At 45.6% G+C, this 16,713-nt stretch carries 17 protein-coding genes and 1 pseudogene; 14 read left to right on the top strand and 4 right to left on the bottom strand.

Going from position 1 to position 16,713, the window contains the following annotated elements; translation table 11 throughout:
• The first annotated feature begins 25 nt into the window (after positions 1 to 25).
• Positions 26 to 1,612: an amidohydrolase gene (locus D479_RS07465; protein WP_008635396.1), complete on the top strand. Its 1,587-nt coding sequence runs from the start codon at positions 26 to 28 to the stop codon at positions 1,610 to 1,612.
• 63 nt (positions 1,613 to 1,675) lie between these two features.
• Here D479_RS07465 and D479_RS07460 read toward each other — a convergent pair whose 3' ends face one another.
• Entirely contained in the window at positions 1,676 to 2,482 is an 807-nt protein-coding gene (locus D479_RS07460) for an NAD kinase (protein WP_008635394.1), read from the bottom strand.
• Between the two features lie 246 nt (positions 2,483 to 2,728).
• Between D479_RS07460 and D479_RS07455 the strand changes: the two genes are divergently transcribed.
• The 4 genes and pseudogenes from D479_RS07455 (at position 2,729) to D479_RS07440 (ending at position 6,477) form a co-directional block, all read left to right on the top strand.
• The gene (locus D479_RS07455) at positions 2,729 to 3,721 is read left to right on the top strand and encodes a class I SAM-dependent methyltransferase (protein WP_008635392.1); all 993 of its coding nucleotides are present in this window, start codon (positions 2,729 to 2,731) and stop codon (positions 3,719 to 3,721) included.
• A 122-nt stretch (positions 3,722 to 3,843) separates the two neighbouring features.
• Positions 3,844 to 5,031, top strand: coding sequence for an acetate kinase (locus tag D479_RS07450; RefSeq protein WP_008635391.1), 1,188 nt, complete (start codon positions 3,844 to 3,846; stop codon positions 5,029 to 5,031).
• A gap of 104 nt (positions 5,032 to 5,135) precedes the next feature.
• On the top strand, positions 5,136 to 5,963 hold the full coding sequence (locus D479_RS07445) for an EcsC family protein (protein WP_008635388.1): 828 nt from the start codon (positions 5,136 to 5,138) through the stop codon (positions 5,961 to 5,963).
• A 2-nt stretch (positions 5,964 to 5,965) separates the two neighbouring features.
• Positions 5,966 to 6,477, top strand: a pseudogene (locus tag D479_RS07440) (MogA/MoaB family molybdenum cofactor biosynthesis protein).
• A gap of 35 nt (positions 6,478 to 6,512) precedes the next feature.
• Here the strand turns inward: D479_RS07440 and D479_RS07435 are convergent.
• The gene (locus D479_RS07435) at positions 6,513 to 6,965 is read right to left on the bottom strand and encodes a universal stress protein (RefSeq protein WP_008635381.1); all 453 of its coding nucleotides are present in this window, start codon (positions 6,963 to 6,965) and stop codon (positions 6,513 to 6,515) included.
• Positions 6,966 to 7,448: 483 nt separating this feature from the next.
• Here D479_RS07435 and D479_RS07430 point away from each other — a divergent pair, with 483 nt between their 5' ends.
• Together D479_RS07430 and ald are read left to right on the top strand one after the other, a co-directional pair.
• Positions 7,449 to 8,255, top strand: coding sequence for an SDR family oxidoreductase (locus tag D479_RS07430; RefSeq protein ID WP_035387963.1), 807 nt, complete (start codon positions 7,449 to 7,451; stop codon positions 8,253 to 8,255).
• A 41-nt stretch (positions 8,256 to 8,296) separates the two neighbouring features.
• Entirely contained in the window at positions 8,297 to 9,415 is a 1,119-nt protein-coding gene (gene ald, locus D479_RS07425) for an alanine dehydrogenase (protein WP_008635377.1), read from the top strand.
• Positions 9,416 to 9,457: 42 nt separating this feature from the next.
• On the opposite strand, the gene D479_RS07420 is transcribed toward ald, so the two are convergent.
• On the bottom strand, positions 9,458 to 10,423 hold the full coding sequence (locus tag D479_RS07420) for a bile acid:sodium symporter family protein (protein ID WP_008635365.1): 966 nt from the start codon (positions 10,421 to 10,423) through the stop codon (positions 9,458 to 9,460).
• Positions 10,424 to 10,645: 222 nt separating this feature from the next.
• On the opposite strand from D479_RS07420, the gene D479_RS07415 reads away from it, so the two are divergent.
• The 6 genes from D479_RS07415 to D479_RS07390 all read left to right on the top strand — a co-directional run bounded on the left by D479_RS07415 (position 10,646) and on the right by D479_RS07390 (position 15,282).
• A complete protein-coding gene (locus D479_RS07415; RefSeq protein ID WP_008635362.1) occupies positions 10,646 to 11,158 on the top strand; it encodes a DUF4178 domain-containing protein in 513 nt (170 codons plus the stop codon).
• Between the two features lie 15 nt (positions 11,159 to 11,173).
• The gene (locus tag D479_RS07410; protein WP_008635361.1) at positions 11,174 to 11,845 is read left to right on the top strand and encodes a PspA/IM30 family protein; all 672 of its coding nucleotides are present in this window, start codon (positions 11,174 to 11,176) and stop codon (positions 11,843 to 11,845) included.
• A gap of 64 nt (positions 11,846 to 11,909) precedes the next feature.
• Positions 11,910 to 12,575, top strand: coding sequence for a DUF4247 domain-containing protein (locus tag D479_RS07405; protein ID WP_008635356.1), 666 nt, complete (start codon positions 11,910 to 11,912; stop codon positions 12,573 to 12,575).
• Between the two features lie 16 nt (positions 12,576 to 12,591).
• The gene (locus tag D479_RS07400; RefSeq protein ID WP_008635354.1) at positions 12,592 to 12,987 is read left to right on the top strand and encodes a DUF350 domain-containing protein; all 396 of its coding nucleotides are present in this window, start codon (positions 12,592 to 12,594) and stop codon (positions 12,985 to 12,987) included.
• A gap of 127 nt (positions 12,988 to 13,114) precedes the next feature.
• Entirely contained in the window at positions 13,115 to 13,795 is a 681-nt protein-coding gene (locus D479_RS07395) for a metal-dependent hydrolase (RefSeq protein WP_008635352.1), read from the top strand.
• A gap of 173 nt (positions 13,796 to 13,968) precedes the next feature.
• The gene (locus D479_RS07390; RefSeq protein WP_008635351.1) at positions 13,969 to 15,282 is read left to right on the top strand and encodes a CBS domain-containing protein; all 1,314 of its coding nucleotides are present in this window, start codon (positions 13,969 to 13,971) and stop codon (positions 15,280 to 15,282) included.
• A gap of 34 nt (positions 15,283 to 15,316) precedes the next feature.
• Here the strand turns inward: D479_RS07390 and D479_RS07385 are convergent, their stop codons facing one another.
• The gene (locus D479_RS07385) at positions 15,317 to 15,619 is read right to left on the bottom strand and encodes a YtpI family protein (protein ID WP_008635349.1); all 303 of its coding nucleotides are present in this window, start codon (positions 15,617 to 15,619) and stop codon (positions 15,317 to 15,319) included.
• A gap of 120 nt (positions 15,620 to 15,739) precedes the next feature.
• On the opposite strand from D479_RS07385, the gene D479_RS07380 reads away from it, so the two are divergent.
• Positions 15,740 to 16,699 (top strand): bifunctional oligoribonuclease/PAP phosphatase NrnA, encoded by a 960-nt coding sequence (locus tag D479_RS07380; RefSeq protein WP_008635347.1) that lies wholly within the window; start codon positions 15,740 to 15,742, stop codon positions 16,697 to 16,699.
• The last annotated feature ends 14 nt before the right edge of the window (positions 16,700 to 16,713 follow it).

The raw sequence follows: 16,713 nt of genomic DNA, 5'->3' as shown, positions 1-16,713 counted from the left end.
GTAATAGAACAGGAGGAGTGATCTGATGGAACTTTGGTATGGTGGGAAAATCTATACGATGGAACAAGAAGGCGAATGGGTGGAAGCCGTTATTAGTCATAATGGCGTTATCGTTGCAGCTGGCGATACGCAGGATCTTTATGGATCGTATCAAGACAAGATTGAGACAGAGCACGATTTGAAAGGTGCGGTGATGTATCCTGGATTCACGGACAGCCACCTTCATATTATCGGTCACGGGGAAAGGTTAATGCGGCTTGATCTTTCATTTATGAAGTCGGCGGAAGAAGTGAAGCAAGCGTTGAAGCTTCACTCGGAGCAGGTACCGGCAGGAGAATGGATCATCGGTGATGGTTGGAACGAAAACCAGTGGGAAGACAAACGAATTATACATAGAGACGAGCTGGATGAGGTTTCTTCGGATCACCCGATCATGTTAACGCGTGTTTGCAGGCATGCGTTACTTGCTAATTCGTATGCCATGGATACGGCCGGCGTCGATGACAAGACTCCTGATCCTCAGGGGGGTGTCATCGTCCGGGATAAGGACGGAAAGGCGACCGGGTATTTTCACGATCAAGCGCAGGAGCTGATTAAAGGAGCTATGCCTGCAGTCAGCCCTGAATATTTAAAGAAGGCAACACAGCTTGCTGTAAGTGATATGCATGCGAATGGTCTGGTTGGTGGTCACAGTGAAGATTTGAACTATTACGGAGGCTTCCGTAAAACGTTCGATGCTTTCCTTCACGTTATCGATGGGGAGGAAACAAAATTCCGCGCTCACCTGCTTATTCATCACGGCGTCATTGAACAGGTGGATGAAGAGAATCTCGGCTTTAAAAAAGGGACAGACTTCGTGGAGCTTGGTGCGTTGAAGATCTTTTCAGACGGTGCTCTCGGTGGCAGAACGGCATGGCTCAAGGAAGAGTACGCAGATGATCCCGGAAATTACGGAGTAGCCATCCATTCGGAACAAGAGTTGGATGGATTGGTGGCAGAAGCAAGAAAGCGGTCCATGCCTGTTGCCGTTCACGCTATCGGGGACGGAGCTGTGGAAGCTGTAGTCGACGCTATTGCGCGTAACCCGCTGAAGACAGGAGAAAGAGATCGGATTATCCATGCTCAAATTTTAGATGCTGCAATCATTGAGAAGATGAAGTCATTGAATGTCGTCCTTGATTTACAACCGACTTTCGTTTCCTCGGACTTTCCGTGGGTGATCGATCGTCTTGGAAACCTGCGTATGAAGACTTCGTATGCTTGGAAGACCTTGATTGATGCAGGAATCAAATGTGCCGGCGGCTCGGATGCACCGATTGAAGAGATCAACCCCTTGCTTGGGATTCGAGCAGCAGTGGATCGCCGCGCGACTTATGATCACGAGGTTTATCAAACCGAAGAAAGGCTATCTGTATATGAAGCGGTCTCTTTATATACGAAGGGCAGTGCCCAGGCCATTCATAAAGAAAATAGTCAGGGAATGATTGCGAAGGGTTTTGTAGCGGATTTCACCATTCTTGATAGAGACCTGTTCGCATTGAAACCGCATGAGTTGGCGGACGCGAACGTAATGATGACGGTCGTTGACGGGGAGATCATGTATCAAAGGTGACGAAAAAAATCGACAGATAAGAAAAGAACGATCAGGGATTTCTGATCGTTCTTTTTTCTTTGGTCAATCTAGGAACGTGCGTTTGACGCGGTCCCAATAGGTATTATTTTTCAGTTTCACTGTTTTAACAACTTTATCGCTTAAACTTACGGTAATGTCTTGGATGTTGCGAATCGAGAATGCTTCGTTGTCCATGCCGATAATCGGAAAATCGTTCCCGTCCTGGCGTACATCCAGCCGCAAAGTTCTTTCCCCGCTGAGGATAAATGAGGAGCCTAAGGTGCGGTAGCGGTTGTTGTTTAAAGAAGCAAGCTCGCTGATTTGGAAACAGGGAAGTTTCGGATCGACGACCGCTCCTTTTGTCGATTTATTGTATCCTGTACTGCCGGTAGGGGTAGCGATGATCAGCCCGTCTCCTCGAAATGTTTCAAAGTGTAGATCGTCGATGTGAACATCAATAACAATCGATTTAATAAGTGTGGAACGTACGCTGCACTCATTGAGGCAAAGGAACGTCGATTCATCATTGACGGTCGTTTCAATGAGAGGAAACCTTCTTACTTCTACTTCCGAGTTCTTCATAGAAGCAATCATTTCGTCGTGATCGTCGATGTGAAAGTCACAGTACAAACCAGCTTCGCTCTTCGTACGAATCCCTACATAAAGACAATCCTGACGGAAGCCCGTTTTCCTGACCGCCTGAAGGAAATTGCCGTCTCCCCCGACAGAAATGATGATGTTGGCGTCTTTGGAATCTTCCACGATATGAAACGCGTTGTCTCTCGCCAACTGGAACAGTTTCTCCAGTTTATCTGTTAATTCTTCCTTTTTATGATAATAAAAATAGAGATTTCTTCTTTGATCAGTCATGGAACTTCCTCCTTCTATGTAGTAACCTTGCCTATATTTTATCATTTCATTCTTGAAAACGTACACAATTTTCGCGCAAATCCGTAAAGTTTCTCGTTGTTGAATTGCCGGCCATATTTCGATATGGTTGATATAGACAACCATGAAAGTGGATACGTTGGTAGAAGGGAGGCGCACTTTTCTCGATCGTTGAAAGAAGGTGCGCCGATTTTCTGTGAAAACTCTTGATAGTTAAGGAGAATGATGATGAAGCAAGCACAAGTGGAGAAACTGTTTCAATGGGTAGATGATACGGCTACGACCATTTCTGAAGATATGAACATTACGTACCTTGAAGCCATTGCGGAAACAATGGACGTCCTTTTCAATGGCAAACCCTTCGATGATATGGGGGACAGTCTGCAAACCTTTCTTACCAATGAATTGGTGAAGGTGAAAAAAGAGGATTTTGAAAAAGAGGAAGTCCGCAAAGCGGTCCAACTAGCCATTTTGAAAGGGATGAAAGGTGCTACCCAGCAGCAGCATTTAATTACCCCTGACTCTGTAGCAATGTTCCTCGGGTACCTTGCTACAAAGTTATTTGATGGGGAAGAAGCATTAAAGCTGTTTGACCCGGCCGCAGGGAGCGGGAACCTTCTTACATCCGTCATGAATCAGCTCGGTATGCCTTTGACGGCTTATGCCAGTGAAGTGGATCCTACATTGGTCCAACTGGCTGTCGCTAATGCCAACCTTCAGGAGAATGAAATTGAGTTTTTCCACCAGGACAGTCTCAAACCTTTCTTAATGGAACCGGTCGATCTTGTGTTAGCAGATCTGCCTGTCGGATATTATCCGGATGATGTTAACGCAGAAAGGTTCGAACTCCAAGCCGAGGAGGGCCATTCCTATGCCCATCACCTATTTATCGAGCAGGGAATGAGCTATACAAAAGACGGCGGCTATCTCATGTTTATCGTTCCAAACTTCCTGTTTGACAGCGATCAGTCCAAATCCTTGAACGCCTATCTGCGTGAACATGCCCATATCGTCGGGATGCTGCAACTGTCTGATTCCTTATTCAAAGACGAAAAACACGGAAAGAGCATCCTTATTCTTCAGAAGAAAGGGAAAGAAACCAAAGCACCGAAGCAGGCATTGCTTGCGAAGCTGCCTTCCTTCAAGAATCCGAACGCCATGGCGGATATCCTCTCTCAGATGAACGGGTGGTTTGATGCTTATAAAGCCGGAGAATTGTGAGAAAATAATGAATATATGAAGTAAACGTTATCATCACGTAACCGCCTTGAAATTGGCAGGATCGGGTGATTAAATAGTAATGGTAGAAAGTTACGAACCTAAATTTAAGGGGTTGAGCAACATTGAGTAATAACATTCTTGCTATTAACGCAGGTAGCTCATCATTGAAGTTCCAATTGATTGAAATGCCTGAAGAGAAAGTCATCACTGTCGGCCTTGTTGAACGTATCGGGCTGGATGATGCGATTTTCTCTATTGAATTCAATGGGGAAAAAGATAAAACGGTCACGAATATTCCTGACCACGAAGAAGCAGTTAAGATTCTTCTAAATAAATTGACAGCCAACGGTATCATTAAATCATTGGATGAAATTAACGGTGTTGGTCACCGAGTTGTTCACGGTGGAGAGCGTTTTAACGAGTCCATTCTGATCACAGATGAAATCGTTAAGGAAATTGAAGATATTACTGATTTGGCTCCACTTCATAACCCGGCAAACCTTACGGGGATTAAGGCGTTCCGTGAAGTACTTCCAAACGTGCCTCACGTAGCTGTATTCGATACGGCGTTCCACCAGTCTATGCCGGAGCAATCGTTCCTTTACAGCCTTCCTTACGAATACTATGAAGATTACGGCATTCGTAAGTACGGGTTCCATGGAACTTCTCACAAATACGTATCCGAGCGTGCTGCAGAGATGATCGGTCGTCCTGTTGAGGAACTTCGCCTGCTTTCCTGTCACTTAGGTAACGGGGCAAGTATTGCCGCTATCGAAGGCGGGAAATCCATCGATACATCTATGGGCTTCACTCCACTTGCAGGGGTGACGATGGGAACGCGTTCCGGTAACATCGACCCTGCCTTGATTCCGTTTATTATGGAAAAGACAGGTAAAACTGCGGATGAAGTCATGAACGTCCTGAACAAGGAAAGTGGCCTGCTGGGACTTTCCGGTGTATCCAGCGACCTTCGTGATGTGGAGAAGCGTGCGAATGCAGGAGACGAGCGTGCAGAAATGGCGCTGGAAGTATTCGTTACCCGTATCCATAAATATATCGGCTCTTACGCTGCGCGTATGCATGGAGTAGACGGAATCATTTTCACTGCCGGTGTTGGAGAAAATAGTATTACGATGCGCGAACGTATCCTGAAAGGGCTGGAATTCATGGGCGTATACTGGGATCCATCCTTAAACCAGACACGTTCGGAAGCTTTCGTTAACTATCCACACTCACCAGTAAAAGTCATGGTCATTCCTACGAACGAGGAAGTCATGATTGCACGTGACACGGTTGAAAAAGGTCTATAATGTTTTTTCGCAACGGTCCTTCTATGACTAGAAGAGCCGTTGCTTTTTTTTATCCTTTAGGTCTACAATAAATGGAAAGTAGTGAAAATACAGGGGGTGTCGTCGTGTCCTATAACCGAATTTCTTCTGAACTGGATAGTTGGCTTGCCCAATATGAACAATATCAACCTAATGATTTTGAGAGTATCTATGACGAGTGGATCCGTCAGAGCTTCTTATCGCTGAATCCGGTTGTGCGCAGGAAGTTCTTTACGCAGCTGGATACTTGGTTCTTTCACACGCATGCCTTTCTTCAAGGTACCTCTTATCAGCATGAAGCGAGGGAGCGCATTCTGACCGTGGGGCGTGTATTCGATGAAAATATTGAACGCGTTTCTGACATGAAGGAGCGGCTTACCGTTGACCAGCTGACGTATATCGCTGAACAGCAAACGACACGAGGCCGTTTTTATTCTTTCGCGCAAGGTGGGTTGACCGGGACCGGGGGATGGCTTTTTTTAGGAGTGGATTATCCACTCATGATGTTCATGAACCTTCGGGCGGTTCAATTAATTGGATTGACATTCGGTCATGAAATGAATCATCCGTATGAAATGATGGTCTCCCTTAAGGTCTTCCATGCAGCCACGCTGCCCAAACGGTTGAAGGCGGCCGCCTGGGACGATCTTGTGAAAGAAATAAAAAGCAAGGGACATCCTTACATTTACGAGGGAAATGACAGCCTGACGGATGAGGGATGGCTGGAGCAGCCGTTAAAACAATGTTTTAAGTCCTTGTTCATCCTCATGTTCCGTAAAAAGCTGATCCAGGGTCTTCCGTTCATCAGTATCGCAATCGGCGCATATTCCAATTTTCACTTGACGAAGCAGGTGACGGAGTTTGCGATGAAGTTCTATCAATACAGATTTATTCTGGAGAAGGAGGAGGATTGAAGATGGCGGTACATGAACATAGGAGAAAAACGGAAGAATCTATCCGTTGCCTTGTGCTCACCGTAAGTGATACGAGAGATGAGCGAACGGATAAAAGTGGGAAGTTGATCATGAAAGGACTGGAAGAGGCAGGACATGTTACTTCTGACTATGGAATCGTGAAGGATGAAAAAGAGCGATCGCTTCCTGGATTCATAAAGGCGTGGAAGAGACTTCCATCGATGTCATTCTTTTGAACGGGGGGACCGGTATTGCCGGGCGCGATGTCACGGTAGAGGTCGTGGATGGATTGCTTGATAAGGGGATGCCGGGATTCGGAGAGATATTCCGGATGCTCAGCTTTACGGATGATATCGGTTCCGCCGCCATCTTGTCCCGTGCAACGGCGGGAGTTATCAAGCGAACAGCGGTCTTTGCGATGCCTGGTTCGACAGGTGCTGTGAAGCTTGCAATGGAACGCCTGATTCTTCCTGAGTTAAATCACGTGGTAAATGAGTTGAAGAAAGATACATAAGGAAAAGAGACCGGTCTACTACCGGTCTCTTTTGTCTATTTTTTATCTTCATCTGCCCGTACGACCAGTACGTCACATTTTGCATACCGAGTAATATGTTCGGAAACACTACCGATGAAAAACCTTTCCATGGCATTCAATCCTGTAGCGCCGCATATAATTAAGTCCGCATGAAATTTGGGAGCGACATCTTTGGCAATCTTCACCTTTGGTGATCCGTATTCAATATGGACGACTACATTGGTTACACCGGATTTCAATGCTTTTTCCCGATATTCTTCCAAAAGCTCGGAAGCATACTTTTCTGCTCGGATCGCCAATGATCTGTCATAGGCCTCCACAGTCGCAAAAGCCCTTGTATCTACAACATGGGACAAAACGAGATTTGCATCATTCCTATTTGCGATGTCGATCGCTTTTTTGAATGCCACCTCTGCCGTTTCCGATCCATCCACTGCAACCACAATATCTTTATATTCAAACGTCATGCCTTGATGCCCCCTTCCTTGTAATTATTTTCATTATATCACGCAGGAAGCTTCTCTAGACCATTCTTCCATGTATAAAAATGTGAATTTTGCGAACATTATTTACCGAGGTGATAAAGGTGAAGAAAAAACCGATCAATCCATTGGAACGCGAGAATGAAAGACAGCAGGAAGAGACGGCGCCACTTAATGAAACGTATCAATCGGGTAGAAAAGGTAAATAAACAGAAACAATCCCCCGCACTTTAGTTGCGGGGGATTTATCTCTGTCAGCAAAAGGGTACAGAGTAGGAAAAAGAAATTTCAACCTGCTCGGAAGCATTAACAATGATGGGATGGGGGTATTTATAGTAAAGTAAAAGGTAAGCACCTGTTAAAGGTAAGGTGCCCCGCAAAAGATATCCCCTGCTGGAAAGAACTCTGTAAGCAGTGCGATCAGGGTTCACAAACATTTTACTCATCCCCTGAGTCGAAGTCATATAAATGGCTTACATAGAACGTTTTGACGGAAGAGGAGGAAGGAATATGGTTAGGAGACATGCAGTCATTACAGCAGGAACGAAAGGGTTAGGGCGGAAAGTCACAGAAAAGATGCTGGAGAACGGTCATAGTGTGACAGTCACTTATTTAAATGACACAGAAAAAGCCGAATCGTTACGGAATGACTTTAAAGAATGGGAAGAGAGAATACAACTGATTCGGGCTGATGTTACGCATAAAGAAGATGTAAAGTCTGTTATTCAGGAAGCGTTTAGTCAATTTGGAAGAATCGATTTTTTAATCAATAATGCAGGTCCATATATTTTTGAGCGAAAGAAATTGATGGATTATTCAGAGGCAGAGTGGGATGCTATGATCAGAGGGAATCTTGATGCTGTCTTCTATTTGATGAAAGAAGCGGTTCCGCACATGAGGAATCAAGGATTCGGTCGAATTATAAATTATGGTTTTCAAGGTGCGAATGCAGCATCTGGGTGGATTTATCGTTCTGCATTTGCTGCAGCAAAAGTCGGACTTGTTTCTTTAACAAAGACCATCGCCTTTGAAGAAGCGGAATACGGCATCACATCCAATATGATTTGTCCCGGTAACATTGTGGGAGAATGGAAGGAAGCTTCTATAAAAGAAAGCAGGAAAGTTTCGGACGAAGAAACACCGATCGGCAGACCGGGTACAGGAGAAGATATAGCCAGAACCATTGATTTTCTCTGCAGGGAAGATTCAGATATGATTACAGGATCCATTTACGAAGTGACTGGTGGTTTAGATGTCATTCACCGACATCGGTAAGAAAGGGGAAGTATTTAATTTAGACAGGAGGTTCGATCTTTATGAAGATCGGAATACCAAAAGAGACGAAGAATAATGAGAACCGGATTGCAATGACTCCTGCTGGTGTCGTCAGTTTGACAGGAGCGGGTCACGACGTTTACGTCGAGACAGGAGCAGGGTATGGCTCAAGCTTCACGGATGAACAGTTCCAGGAAGCAGGTGCGACGATCGTCCCGTCTGCAAAAGAAGCATGGGATCAGGAAATGGTGATGAAGGTGAAAGAGCCTCTGCCTGCAGAGTATCATTATTTCAGAGAAGGCCTTATCTTGTTCACCTACCTGCATTTGGCGCCGGAACCGGAGCTGACTCGTGCTTTAATGGACAGCAAGGTCATTTCCATCGCTTACGAGACTGTCCAGCTTGCAAACGGCTCCCTCCCTTTACTGACTCCGATGAGTGAGGTTGCAGGAAGAATGGCTTCCCAAATCGGTGCTCAGTTTCTTGAGAAATCCCACGGAGGCAAGGGCATTCTCTTAAGTGGAATACCAGGAGTCCCAAGGGGCCGGGTGACGGTTATCGGAGGAGGCGTAGTCGGCACGAATGCTGCCAAAATCGCCCTTGGTCTGGGAGCGGATGTAACCATTATTGATGTCAATCCCGAGCGCCTTCGCCAATTGGATGATATATTCGGGGATTCAATTCAGACACTCATGTCCAATCCACTGAACATCCAGGAATCCCTGGCAGTGTCCGATTTAGTCATTGGAGCTGTATTAATTCCCGGAGCGAAAGCCCCTAAGCTGGTAACGGAGGAAATGGTTAAGGCGATGCCGGAAGGGTCGGTAATCGTTGATGTAGCTATCGACCAAGGTGGTATTTTCGCGACGACGGATCGAATTACGACACATGACGATCCAACCTATCTAAAGCACGGCGTGCTGCATTATGCCGTTGCGAACATGCCTGGAGCAGTTCCCAGAACATCTACAATCGGGTTGACGAACGTCACGGTTCCCTATGCGCTCCAACTGGCAGGTAAGGGATATTTGCAGGCCTTGAGAGAGAATGAAGCGTTGAAGAAGGGCCTGCATACAGTGGATGGATATCTTACTTATAAAGCCGTAGCTGACTCCCAGGGGTTGGATTATACGCCGCCAGAGGATCTATTGCATGCATAATAAAAAAGAAGCAGGGAATTTACCATTCCCTGCTTCTTTTTTTTACGCTGATTTGTGAAAGTTCTCCGCCTTTGGCTCTTTCTTCTCTTGTTGTTTCCGAAAAATCGTCGCAATGATCGGTCCGGAAATGTTATGCCATACGCTGAAGATGGCACTAGGTACAGCTGCAAGTGGACTGAAGTGGACAGCTGCGAGCGATGCTCCGAGTCCGGAATTCTGCATTCCGACTTCAATAGCGATGGCGCGTTTTTGAGGTGCTTTCATGCGGAACAGCTTGCCAAGCCCGTAACCTGCCGCGTACCCGAGTATATTGTGAAGAAAAACAATAGCAAAAATGACAGCTCCGGTTTGAGCGATTTGTGCTTGGTTGACGCTCACGACCGCACCGACAATGGCTACGATGCTGACGACAGATACGAGCGGCAGTGCTTTAACCCCCGCTTCCACCTTCTCTTTCAAAACAGCCTTCACTACCAATCCCAGCAGAATAGGTACGAGTACCACCTTTACAATGGATATAAACAAGTCAGACGCCGATACGGACAGCCACTGGCTTGCGAAGACCCAGATTAAAAACGGAGTCAGGAATGGTGCCAGCAGCGTCGATACAGAGGTGACGGCTACAGAAAGTGCGGTATCCCCCTTGGATAAATAAGTCATGACGTTGGAGGATGTACCTCCAGGACAGCATCCGACGAGGATGACTCCTACCGCGATTTCCGGAGAAACAGGAAGAATGTTTACAAGTAGGAATGCAAGGATCGGCATGAGTACAAACTGAGCCCCGACTCCGATGGCAACGTCTTTGGGACGCTTGAACACTTCTTGGAAGTCCTTTTTGGAGAGGGTCAGCCCCATTCCGAACATGATGATTCCGAGAAGCGGAACGATATAAGGAGCGATCCATGTGAAACCGGAAGGCAGAAAAAAGGATAATGCCGCAAATAAAACGACCCAGAGGGCGAAGGTACTGCTTACGAATTGACTTGCTTTTGCTAATGCTCTCATTTAATGTCAGCTCCTCAAGTAGAAATATATTTTCTGATTATACGCTCTTTTCAGAAAAAACAAAGGTTGAAGAAGGGGAAAAAAACGAAAAAAAAATGAAGAGCAGTTATTGATTTAGATAAAGACGGAAATACGATAAAATATTTAAAAAGAGTGAAACCTTTGAAACGTTCATTCGTACGTATAGTACACAGGAGCAAAGCAAGAAGGAGAGGTGAGGATTTGGGTTTCTTTTCAAGGCTTTTTTCAAAAACAGAAAAACAGCAATCAAGCGTAGAAGAAAGAACGGTCTTAAACATACAGGTCGGGGATATCATCACCTACGATTTGGCAGACTATGAAGTAGTAGGTAAAATCACGTATAGAGATGGATCATATGAATGGTTCTCTTATCAACTTCTCGAAGGGGATACGACCAAATGGCTCGCTGCTGAAATGGATGATGAATTGGAACTGGGGATCTATGAAACCGTTCAGATGCCCGTTCAAATGCCTTACCCGAAGCAGCTGACACATGAGGGGAAGACTTTCTATAAGGACGAGGAAGGCGAAGCGCGTGTCACCGGTGAAGGAAGAAGTAAAAACATAAACGGAAGGACGACGAGGTATGCGGAGTATGTTTCGGAAGATGAGGAGACTTACTTGAGTCTGGAGTCCTGGGGCAGCGAAGTGGAAGCAAGTGCAGGATATGATATTGAACCATACGAAATAAAAATTATTGCAGGTTCGAAATAATAAGGAGGAACTAGAATGTTTAAATTTTTCAAGCGAGTGAAAACAGTGGTTGGATCGGAATTGAATGCGATGTTGGATAAAGCAGAAGACCCGGTGAAAATGCTGGATCAGTTCATGCGCGATATGGAGAACGATATTCGGGAAGCCGAGAGTGCTGTAGCCAAGCAGATTGCGAACGAGAAAATGTTAAAGCGTAAGTACGATGACTCTCAGGCATTAGCTGATAAGCGGATGAAGCAGGCGGAAAAAGCGCTGGAAGCAGGTAACGAAGATTTGGCACGACGCGCTTTAGAAGATAAGAACAACCACCAGGAACAAGCAGAGCAGTTGAAAGCTTCCTGGGAACGTGCGCAGCAGGATGCCAATACGCTTAGAGAAAAGCTCGATGACATGAAGAAAGAATATCAGGAAATGAAATTGAAGAAAGACTCACTGAAAGCACGTGCAGAATCGGCGAAGACAAGGACAAAGATGAACCGTACGATGTCCAGTATCGGAGGGGACGAATCACGTCAGGGATTTGAGCGTATGGAAGAGAAGGTCATGCAGTTTGAGGCGGAGGCGGAAACGAGCGATGACATGACATCTGCCAGCCGTTCTCTTGATGATGAATTCGAAGCGCTTGATGATAAGGGTAATGTGGATAGCGAACTCGAAGCCTTGAAGCGTAAAATGAATAAAGAATAAGACAGAACGTGCCTAACTGAATCTTAGTTAGGCACGGCTGTTTTTTGTGAAAGGAGGAGATAGGGTGAAGAATTATACCGGTCTCATCTTCATTGGTATCATCGCACTTGCTGTCATTATTAATCTTTTTAACAGCGGGGATGCACAAAGAGGGATGTCGGGGTCTGTTGCCGAAAGTACTTATGAGAACCTTCCTGAAGAACCGGATCGTTCGGAAATTCTGGAAGATATTGAAAATTCGGATGCGCAGTCTGCAGAAGTATTGATTCGAAACAATTTTCCTTTATTGGATGTAGTGAATACGGATCAAGGTACGTCAGAGGTGTATGCGACCCGCCAATTATCCTTGCCGGAAACAGCAGATGCCTTGTCAGAAGCGATTCCCCCGGAGGAAATTAGTGAAAGGCAGGATGGGAAACAGGTTCTTGTATATGATGATGACTTTGTCATCATACAAGAGAGTGAAGAAGAACCAGGGGTTGTAACCATGGAAATAGCTTCCGATGAGTTCGTAAGGAATAATTACTCACCGAGCTTCTTCAATGGATTATTCGCCGGATACCTTCTTAATCGGATGCTGGGTTCAAATAATTGGTATGATCAGCGCCGTTCTTCCTGTCAGGCAGCTGGAGATTGTTATGGCGGTTATGGAAGCTACAATTCTGGTTCCGGCGCCGGATCAATCAGAAGTTCGAATAATCGCGGGGGCGGCCCCGGAGTAGGGAAATAAAAGGAGGCAGATATTCATGGAGCCATTTTTAATTACACTGGGTTACTTTGCAATTGCCATTGCAGTCGTAGTCATAGGGTTAGTCATCTTTGAATGGATGACCAGACAATACAAGGACTGGGATGAAGTGAAAGAGGGAAATCAAGCAGTGGCGTTGTCCATTGCTGGAAAAGTGATCGGAATCTGTATCGTTCTTTCGTTCGCTATTTATCACAGCCTTACTGTATGGGATACGTTGATATGGGGAGCGTTCGGTGTCGTATTGCAAATGGTCGCATATGTGTTATTCGAGCTTTTCACTAGAAAGTTCTCTGTAGAGACGCAGTTGAAGAATAATAATACGGCAGTGGGGATCATTTCTGTAGGGGTCTCTATAGGACTGGCGCTTGTCATTGGAGCTTCGATTACATAAGGGAGCGCTGACTTTCCACCCAGGGATCCCTGGTGTTTTGAAAGGAAAGAGAAAGGGAAAATCCCCCGTGAGGTAGTAGGCCTGACTGTAATCCGACTTAACAATAATGGTGAAGGAGTGTTGGAGAATGAAAGTATCCTATCATGGACATTCAGTTATCAAGGTTGAAGCGAATGGAAAGACGATCCTGTTCGACCCATTCATTTCAGGGAACGGGAATACAGATTTAAAGGCAGACGAAGTAGAAGCAGACGTCATCCTTCTGACGCACGGGCACAACGACCACGTCGGGGATACGGTGGAGATAGCAAAGCGCACCGGTGCTAAAATCGTGGCTCCCTTTGAGTTAGCAGAGTATTTGGGGAATAAAGGAGTCGACACCCATCCAATGTCGATCGGCGGAGGTCATGAATTCGACTTTGGACATGTGAAGTTCACGCAAGCCTTCCACGGTTCTTCCTATACGGAAGAAGACGGTACGATCGTTTACACAGGAATGCCGATGGGGATTTTATTAACGATTGACGGGAAAACGATCTACCATGCAGGTGATACCGGCTTGTTTTCTGATATGAAATTGATTGGTGAAAGAAATGATATCGACTTGGCTTTTCTTCCAATCGGTGATAATTTCACCATGGGGCCGGAAGATGCGTTGACGGCAGCAGAGTGGATCCAAGCAAAACAGGTCGTTCCAATCCATTACAACACGTTTGAGTTAATTGAGCAGGATGGGAAAGGTTTTGCGAACAAGGTGCAACCTGGAAAAGGAACAGTGCTTGAACCTGGAGATGAAATTACAATATAAAGGCCGTAAAACAGCATCTGTCGACTTTTCGGACAGATGGCTGTTTTAGTTAGAAGTTTGTGCAACGGGTTTTTTATTTGGATTTTTGTGGGAAAAATTGCGGAAGTACTGTATCAGTTGTATAATAACAATAATAAACAAATGACTGGTACAGTTAGAAAGAATGGTGAGTTATGGCTACAAAGCACGAACAAATTCTTGAACACATCGAATCACTCTCCGTTGGAAGCAAAATATCCGTGCGCGGAATCGCTAAAGCATTGAACGTAAGTGAAGGAACGGCATACAGGGCAATTAAAGAAGCGGAAAACCAGGATCTTGTCAGCACAATGGAACGCGTGGGTACAATCCGAATCGAGAAGAAAAAGAAAGAAAACATCGAGCGGCTCACGTTTGCTGAGATTGTAAATATTGTAGATGGTCAGGTGCTTGGTGGCAGAGAAGGGCTGTACAAGACACTAAATAAGTTCGTTATAGGCGCGATGAAGCTGGAAGCCATGATGCGATACACAGAAGCAGGGTCTCTTCTTATCGTGGGGAACCGTACGAATGCTCATGAACTGGCCGTCCAGGAGGGTGCTGCAGTATTGGTAACCGGTGGTTTCGATACGAGCGATGCGGTTAAGAAGCTTGCAGATGAAAAGAAGCTGCCTGTCATTTCAACCAGTTACGATACATTTACCGTCGCAACGATGATCAACAGGGCGATATACGATCAGCTGATCAAAAAGGAAATCGTATTGGTGGATGATATTTATACAGCCTACGAGGATTCTAAGTTTTTAAAGACGACGGACAGCGTTGATCACTGGCATGACCTGAACGAAGAAACAAAACACAGCCGTTACCCCGTCGTGGATTCTCAAAATCGAGTGGTCGGCATCGTCACTTCCAAAGACGTAATAGGAAAGAGTGCCGATACGAAAATTGACAAGGTGATGACGAAGAACCCTATGACCGTCCATCCGAAAACATCGCTTGCCAATGCTGCTCACGTAATGGTATGGGAAGGAATCGAGTTGATGCCTGTCGTAGATGCTGCTCAGAAACTGCAGGGAATCATCTCCAGGCAGGACGTGCTGAAGGCTCTCCAGCATATACAACGGCAGCCACAGGTTGGTGAAACCATCGACGACCTTGCCACAAACCGTATGGAAGTACAGGCGGAAGAAGGTGAGCCTGTAAAGTGGAAGACAAAAGTCACACCCCAAATGACCAACCAGCTCGGCACGATGTCCTATGGCGTCTTTATATCGCTTATTACAGAGTCCTCCTCAAGGCTGCTTCGGAAACATAAAAAAGGGGACCTTGTCGTTGAGAATATATCCGTTTATTTCATCAAACCGGTTCAGATCGATAGCGAAATTGAAATAAGTCCGCAGATATTAGAAGTCGGTCGGAAATTCGCTAAGGTGGATGTAGAGGTCCACCAAGGGAAGGCAATTGTTGGAAAAGCCTTGCTCATGGCCCAATTAATTGATAGATGAGAAAAAGCCGCTGTATGTTGACAGCGGCCTTGGCTCAAGGGGCGGTTGGTGTTTCATGTTTTCGGTATTCCGCCTGGTAATGTTTACTTGCTTTCCAGCCGAGTCTCGTTTGAAAGATACCGAGTAGAAGAAAAACGATTCCTATAAACAAGGACAGCTTGGTCTGATAAAATACATACTGGTTAATACCGAAAAAGAAAATGAAACTTCCGAGGAAAACCCGGGATTTGCTGTTCAAGTATTCCTGGGTCAGCGGGTCTTTTGTCCGGAATATCATCACTTTGTAGTACAGGTAAAGAACAAAGGAAACCAATATGAGAATCGGAAAAATAATCATCCATGATCGACTCCTGATTAGATTAATTTGTCTTTATTGTAGCGTTTTTTGTTGGGAATAGCTACCTGTCAGGTGGAAATCTATGGTTTAATTGTGAGGAAGATAGAGAGGGAGGCGCTTATGAGTAAGCCAAAACAAATAGTCGAACAGATTAAGAAATATGAAACCATCATTATTCACCGTCATGTCCGCCCAGATCCGGACGCTTACGGCTCTCAAGGAGGGCTTGCCGGGATTATTAAAGAATCGTTTCCGGAGAAAAAAGTCTATGTGACTGGAACGGGTGAACCGTCTCTTAACTATCTCCAAACGATGGATGCTGTTCCGGATGAAGCGTTTGAGGAAGCACTGGTAATCGTGTGTGATACTGCCAATCAAGCGAGAATCGACGATGCTAGATACGACAGCGGGGCGGCGCTTATTAAAATCGATCACCATCCCGAAGTGGATAAATATGGCGACATACAGTGGGTTGATACGTCATCCAGCTCTACTTCCGAAATGATTTATCAATTATATAAAGAGAATCAAGAGGAAGGTCTGCGGTTAAATGACAATTCAGCCCGGCTTATATACGCGGGGATTGTCGGAGATACCGGCCGATTCCTGTTCCCCAGTACAACAAACAAGACGCTCGGCTATGCGGCGGAACTGGTTCGATTTGACTTTGACAGACCAGCTTTATTTAAGGAAATGTACAAAACTCCTTTGAATGTAGCTCGATTGAAAGGGTATGTCCTGCAAAATTTTGAACGGCATGCTTCTGGTTATTCCACGATCCGCCTGGATAAGGAAACACTGAAAAAGTTTGATGTAACAGTCACAGAGACGAGTCAGCTTGTCGGCCTGCTCGGGGATATTGAAGGTATTCTTGCATGGGCCTTCTTTGTGGAAGAGGAAGATACGATCCGTGTCCGTCTTCGCTCCAGAGGTCCTGTCATAAATGGGGTTGCAGCCAAATTTAACGGCGGAGGACATCCGATGGCTTCCGGTGCTTCTGCTTCATCCTGGGAGGAAACAGAACAATTGGCAGCGGAGCTCGAATCCGTATGCCGGCAATACAAAGAAGAGCAGCAGTGATTTGCTGCTCTTCT

The organism is Halobacillus sp. BAB-2008, assembly GCF_000328325.1.
Lineage (GTDB): Bacteria > Bacillota > Bacilli > Bacillales > Halobacillaceae > Halobacillus.
This window is presented reverse-complemented; position numbering and strand designations above follow the sequence as displayed.

Coding starts and splice junctions, on each gene's coding strand:
- D479_RS07465 (WP_008635396.1), top strand. CDS start 26: ATGGAACTTTGGTATGGTGGGAAAATCTATACGATGGAACAAGAAGGC.
- D479_RS07460 (WP_008635394.1), bottom strand. CDS start 2,482: ATGACTGATCAAAGAAGAAATCTCTATTTTTATTATCATAAAAAGGAA.
- D479_RS07455 (WP_008635392.1), top strand. CDS start 2,729: ATGAAGCAAGCACAAGTGGAGAAACTGTTTCAATGGGTAGATGATACG.
- D479_RS07435 (WP_008635381.1), bottom strand. CDS start 6,965: ATGACGTTTGAATATAAAGATATTGTGGTTGCAGTGGATGGATCGGAA.
- D479_RS07430 (WP_035387963.1), top strand. CDS start 7,449: ATGGCTTACATAGAACGTTTTGACGGAAGAGGAGGAAGGAATATGGTT.
- ald (WP_008635377.1), top strand. CDS start 8,297: ATGAAGATCGGAATACCAAAAGAGACGAAGAATAATGAGAACCGGATT.
- D479_RS07420 (WP_008635365.1), bottom strand. CDS start 10,423: ATGAGAGCATTAGCAAAAGCAAGTCAATTCGTAAGCAGTACCTTCGCC.
- D479_RS07410 (WP_008635361.1), top strand. CDS start 11,174: ATGTTTAAATTTTTCAAGCGAGTGAAAACAGTGGTTGGATCGGAATTG.
- D479_RS07400 (WP_008635354.1), top strand. CDS start 12,592: ATGGAGCCATTTTTAATTACACTGGGTTACTTTGCAATTGCCATTGCA.
- D479_RS07395 (WP_008635352.1), top strand. CDS start 13,115: ATGAAAGTATCCTATCATGGACATTCAGTTATCAAGGTTGAAGCGAAT.
- D479_RS07390 (WP_008635351.1), top strand. CDS start 13,969: ATGGCTACAAAGCACGAACAAATTCTTGAACACATCGAATCACTCTCC.
- D479_RS07385 (WP_008635349.1), bottom strand. CDS start 15,619: ATGATTATTTTTCCGATTCTCATATTGGTTTCCTTTGTTCTTTACCTG.
- D479_RS07380 (WP_008635347.1), top strand. CDS start 15,740: ATGAGTAAGCCAAAACAAATAGTCGAACAGATTAAGAAATATGAAACC.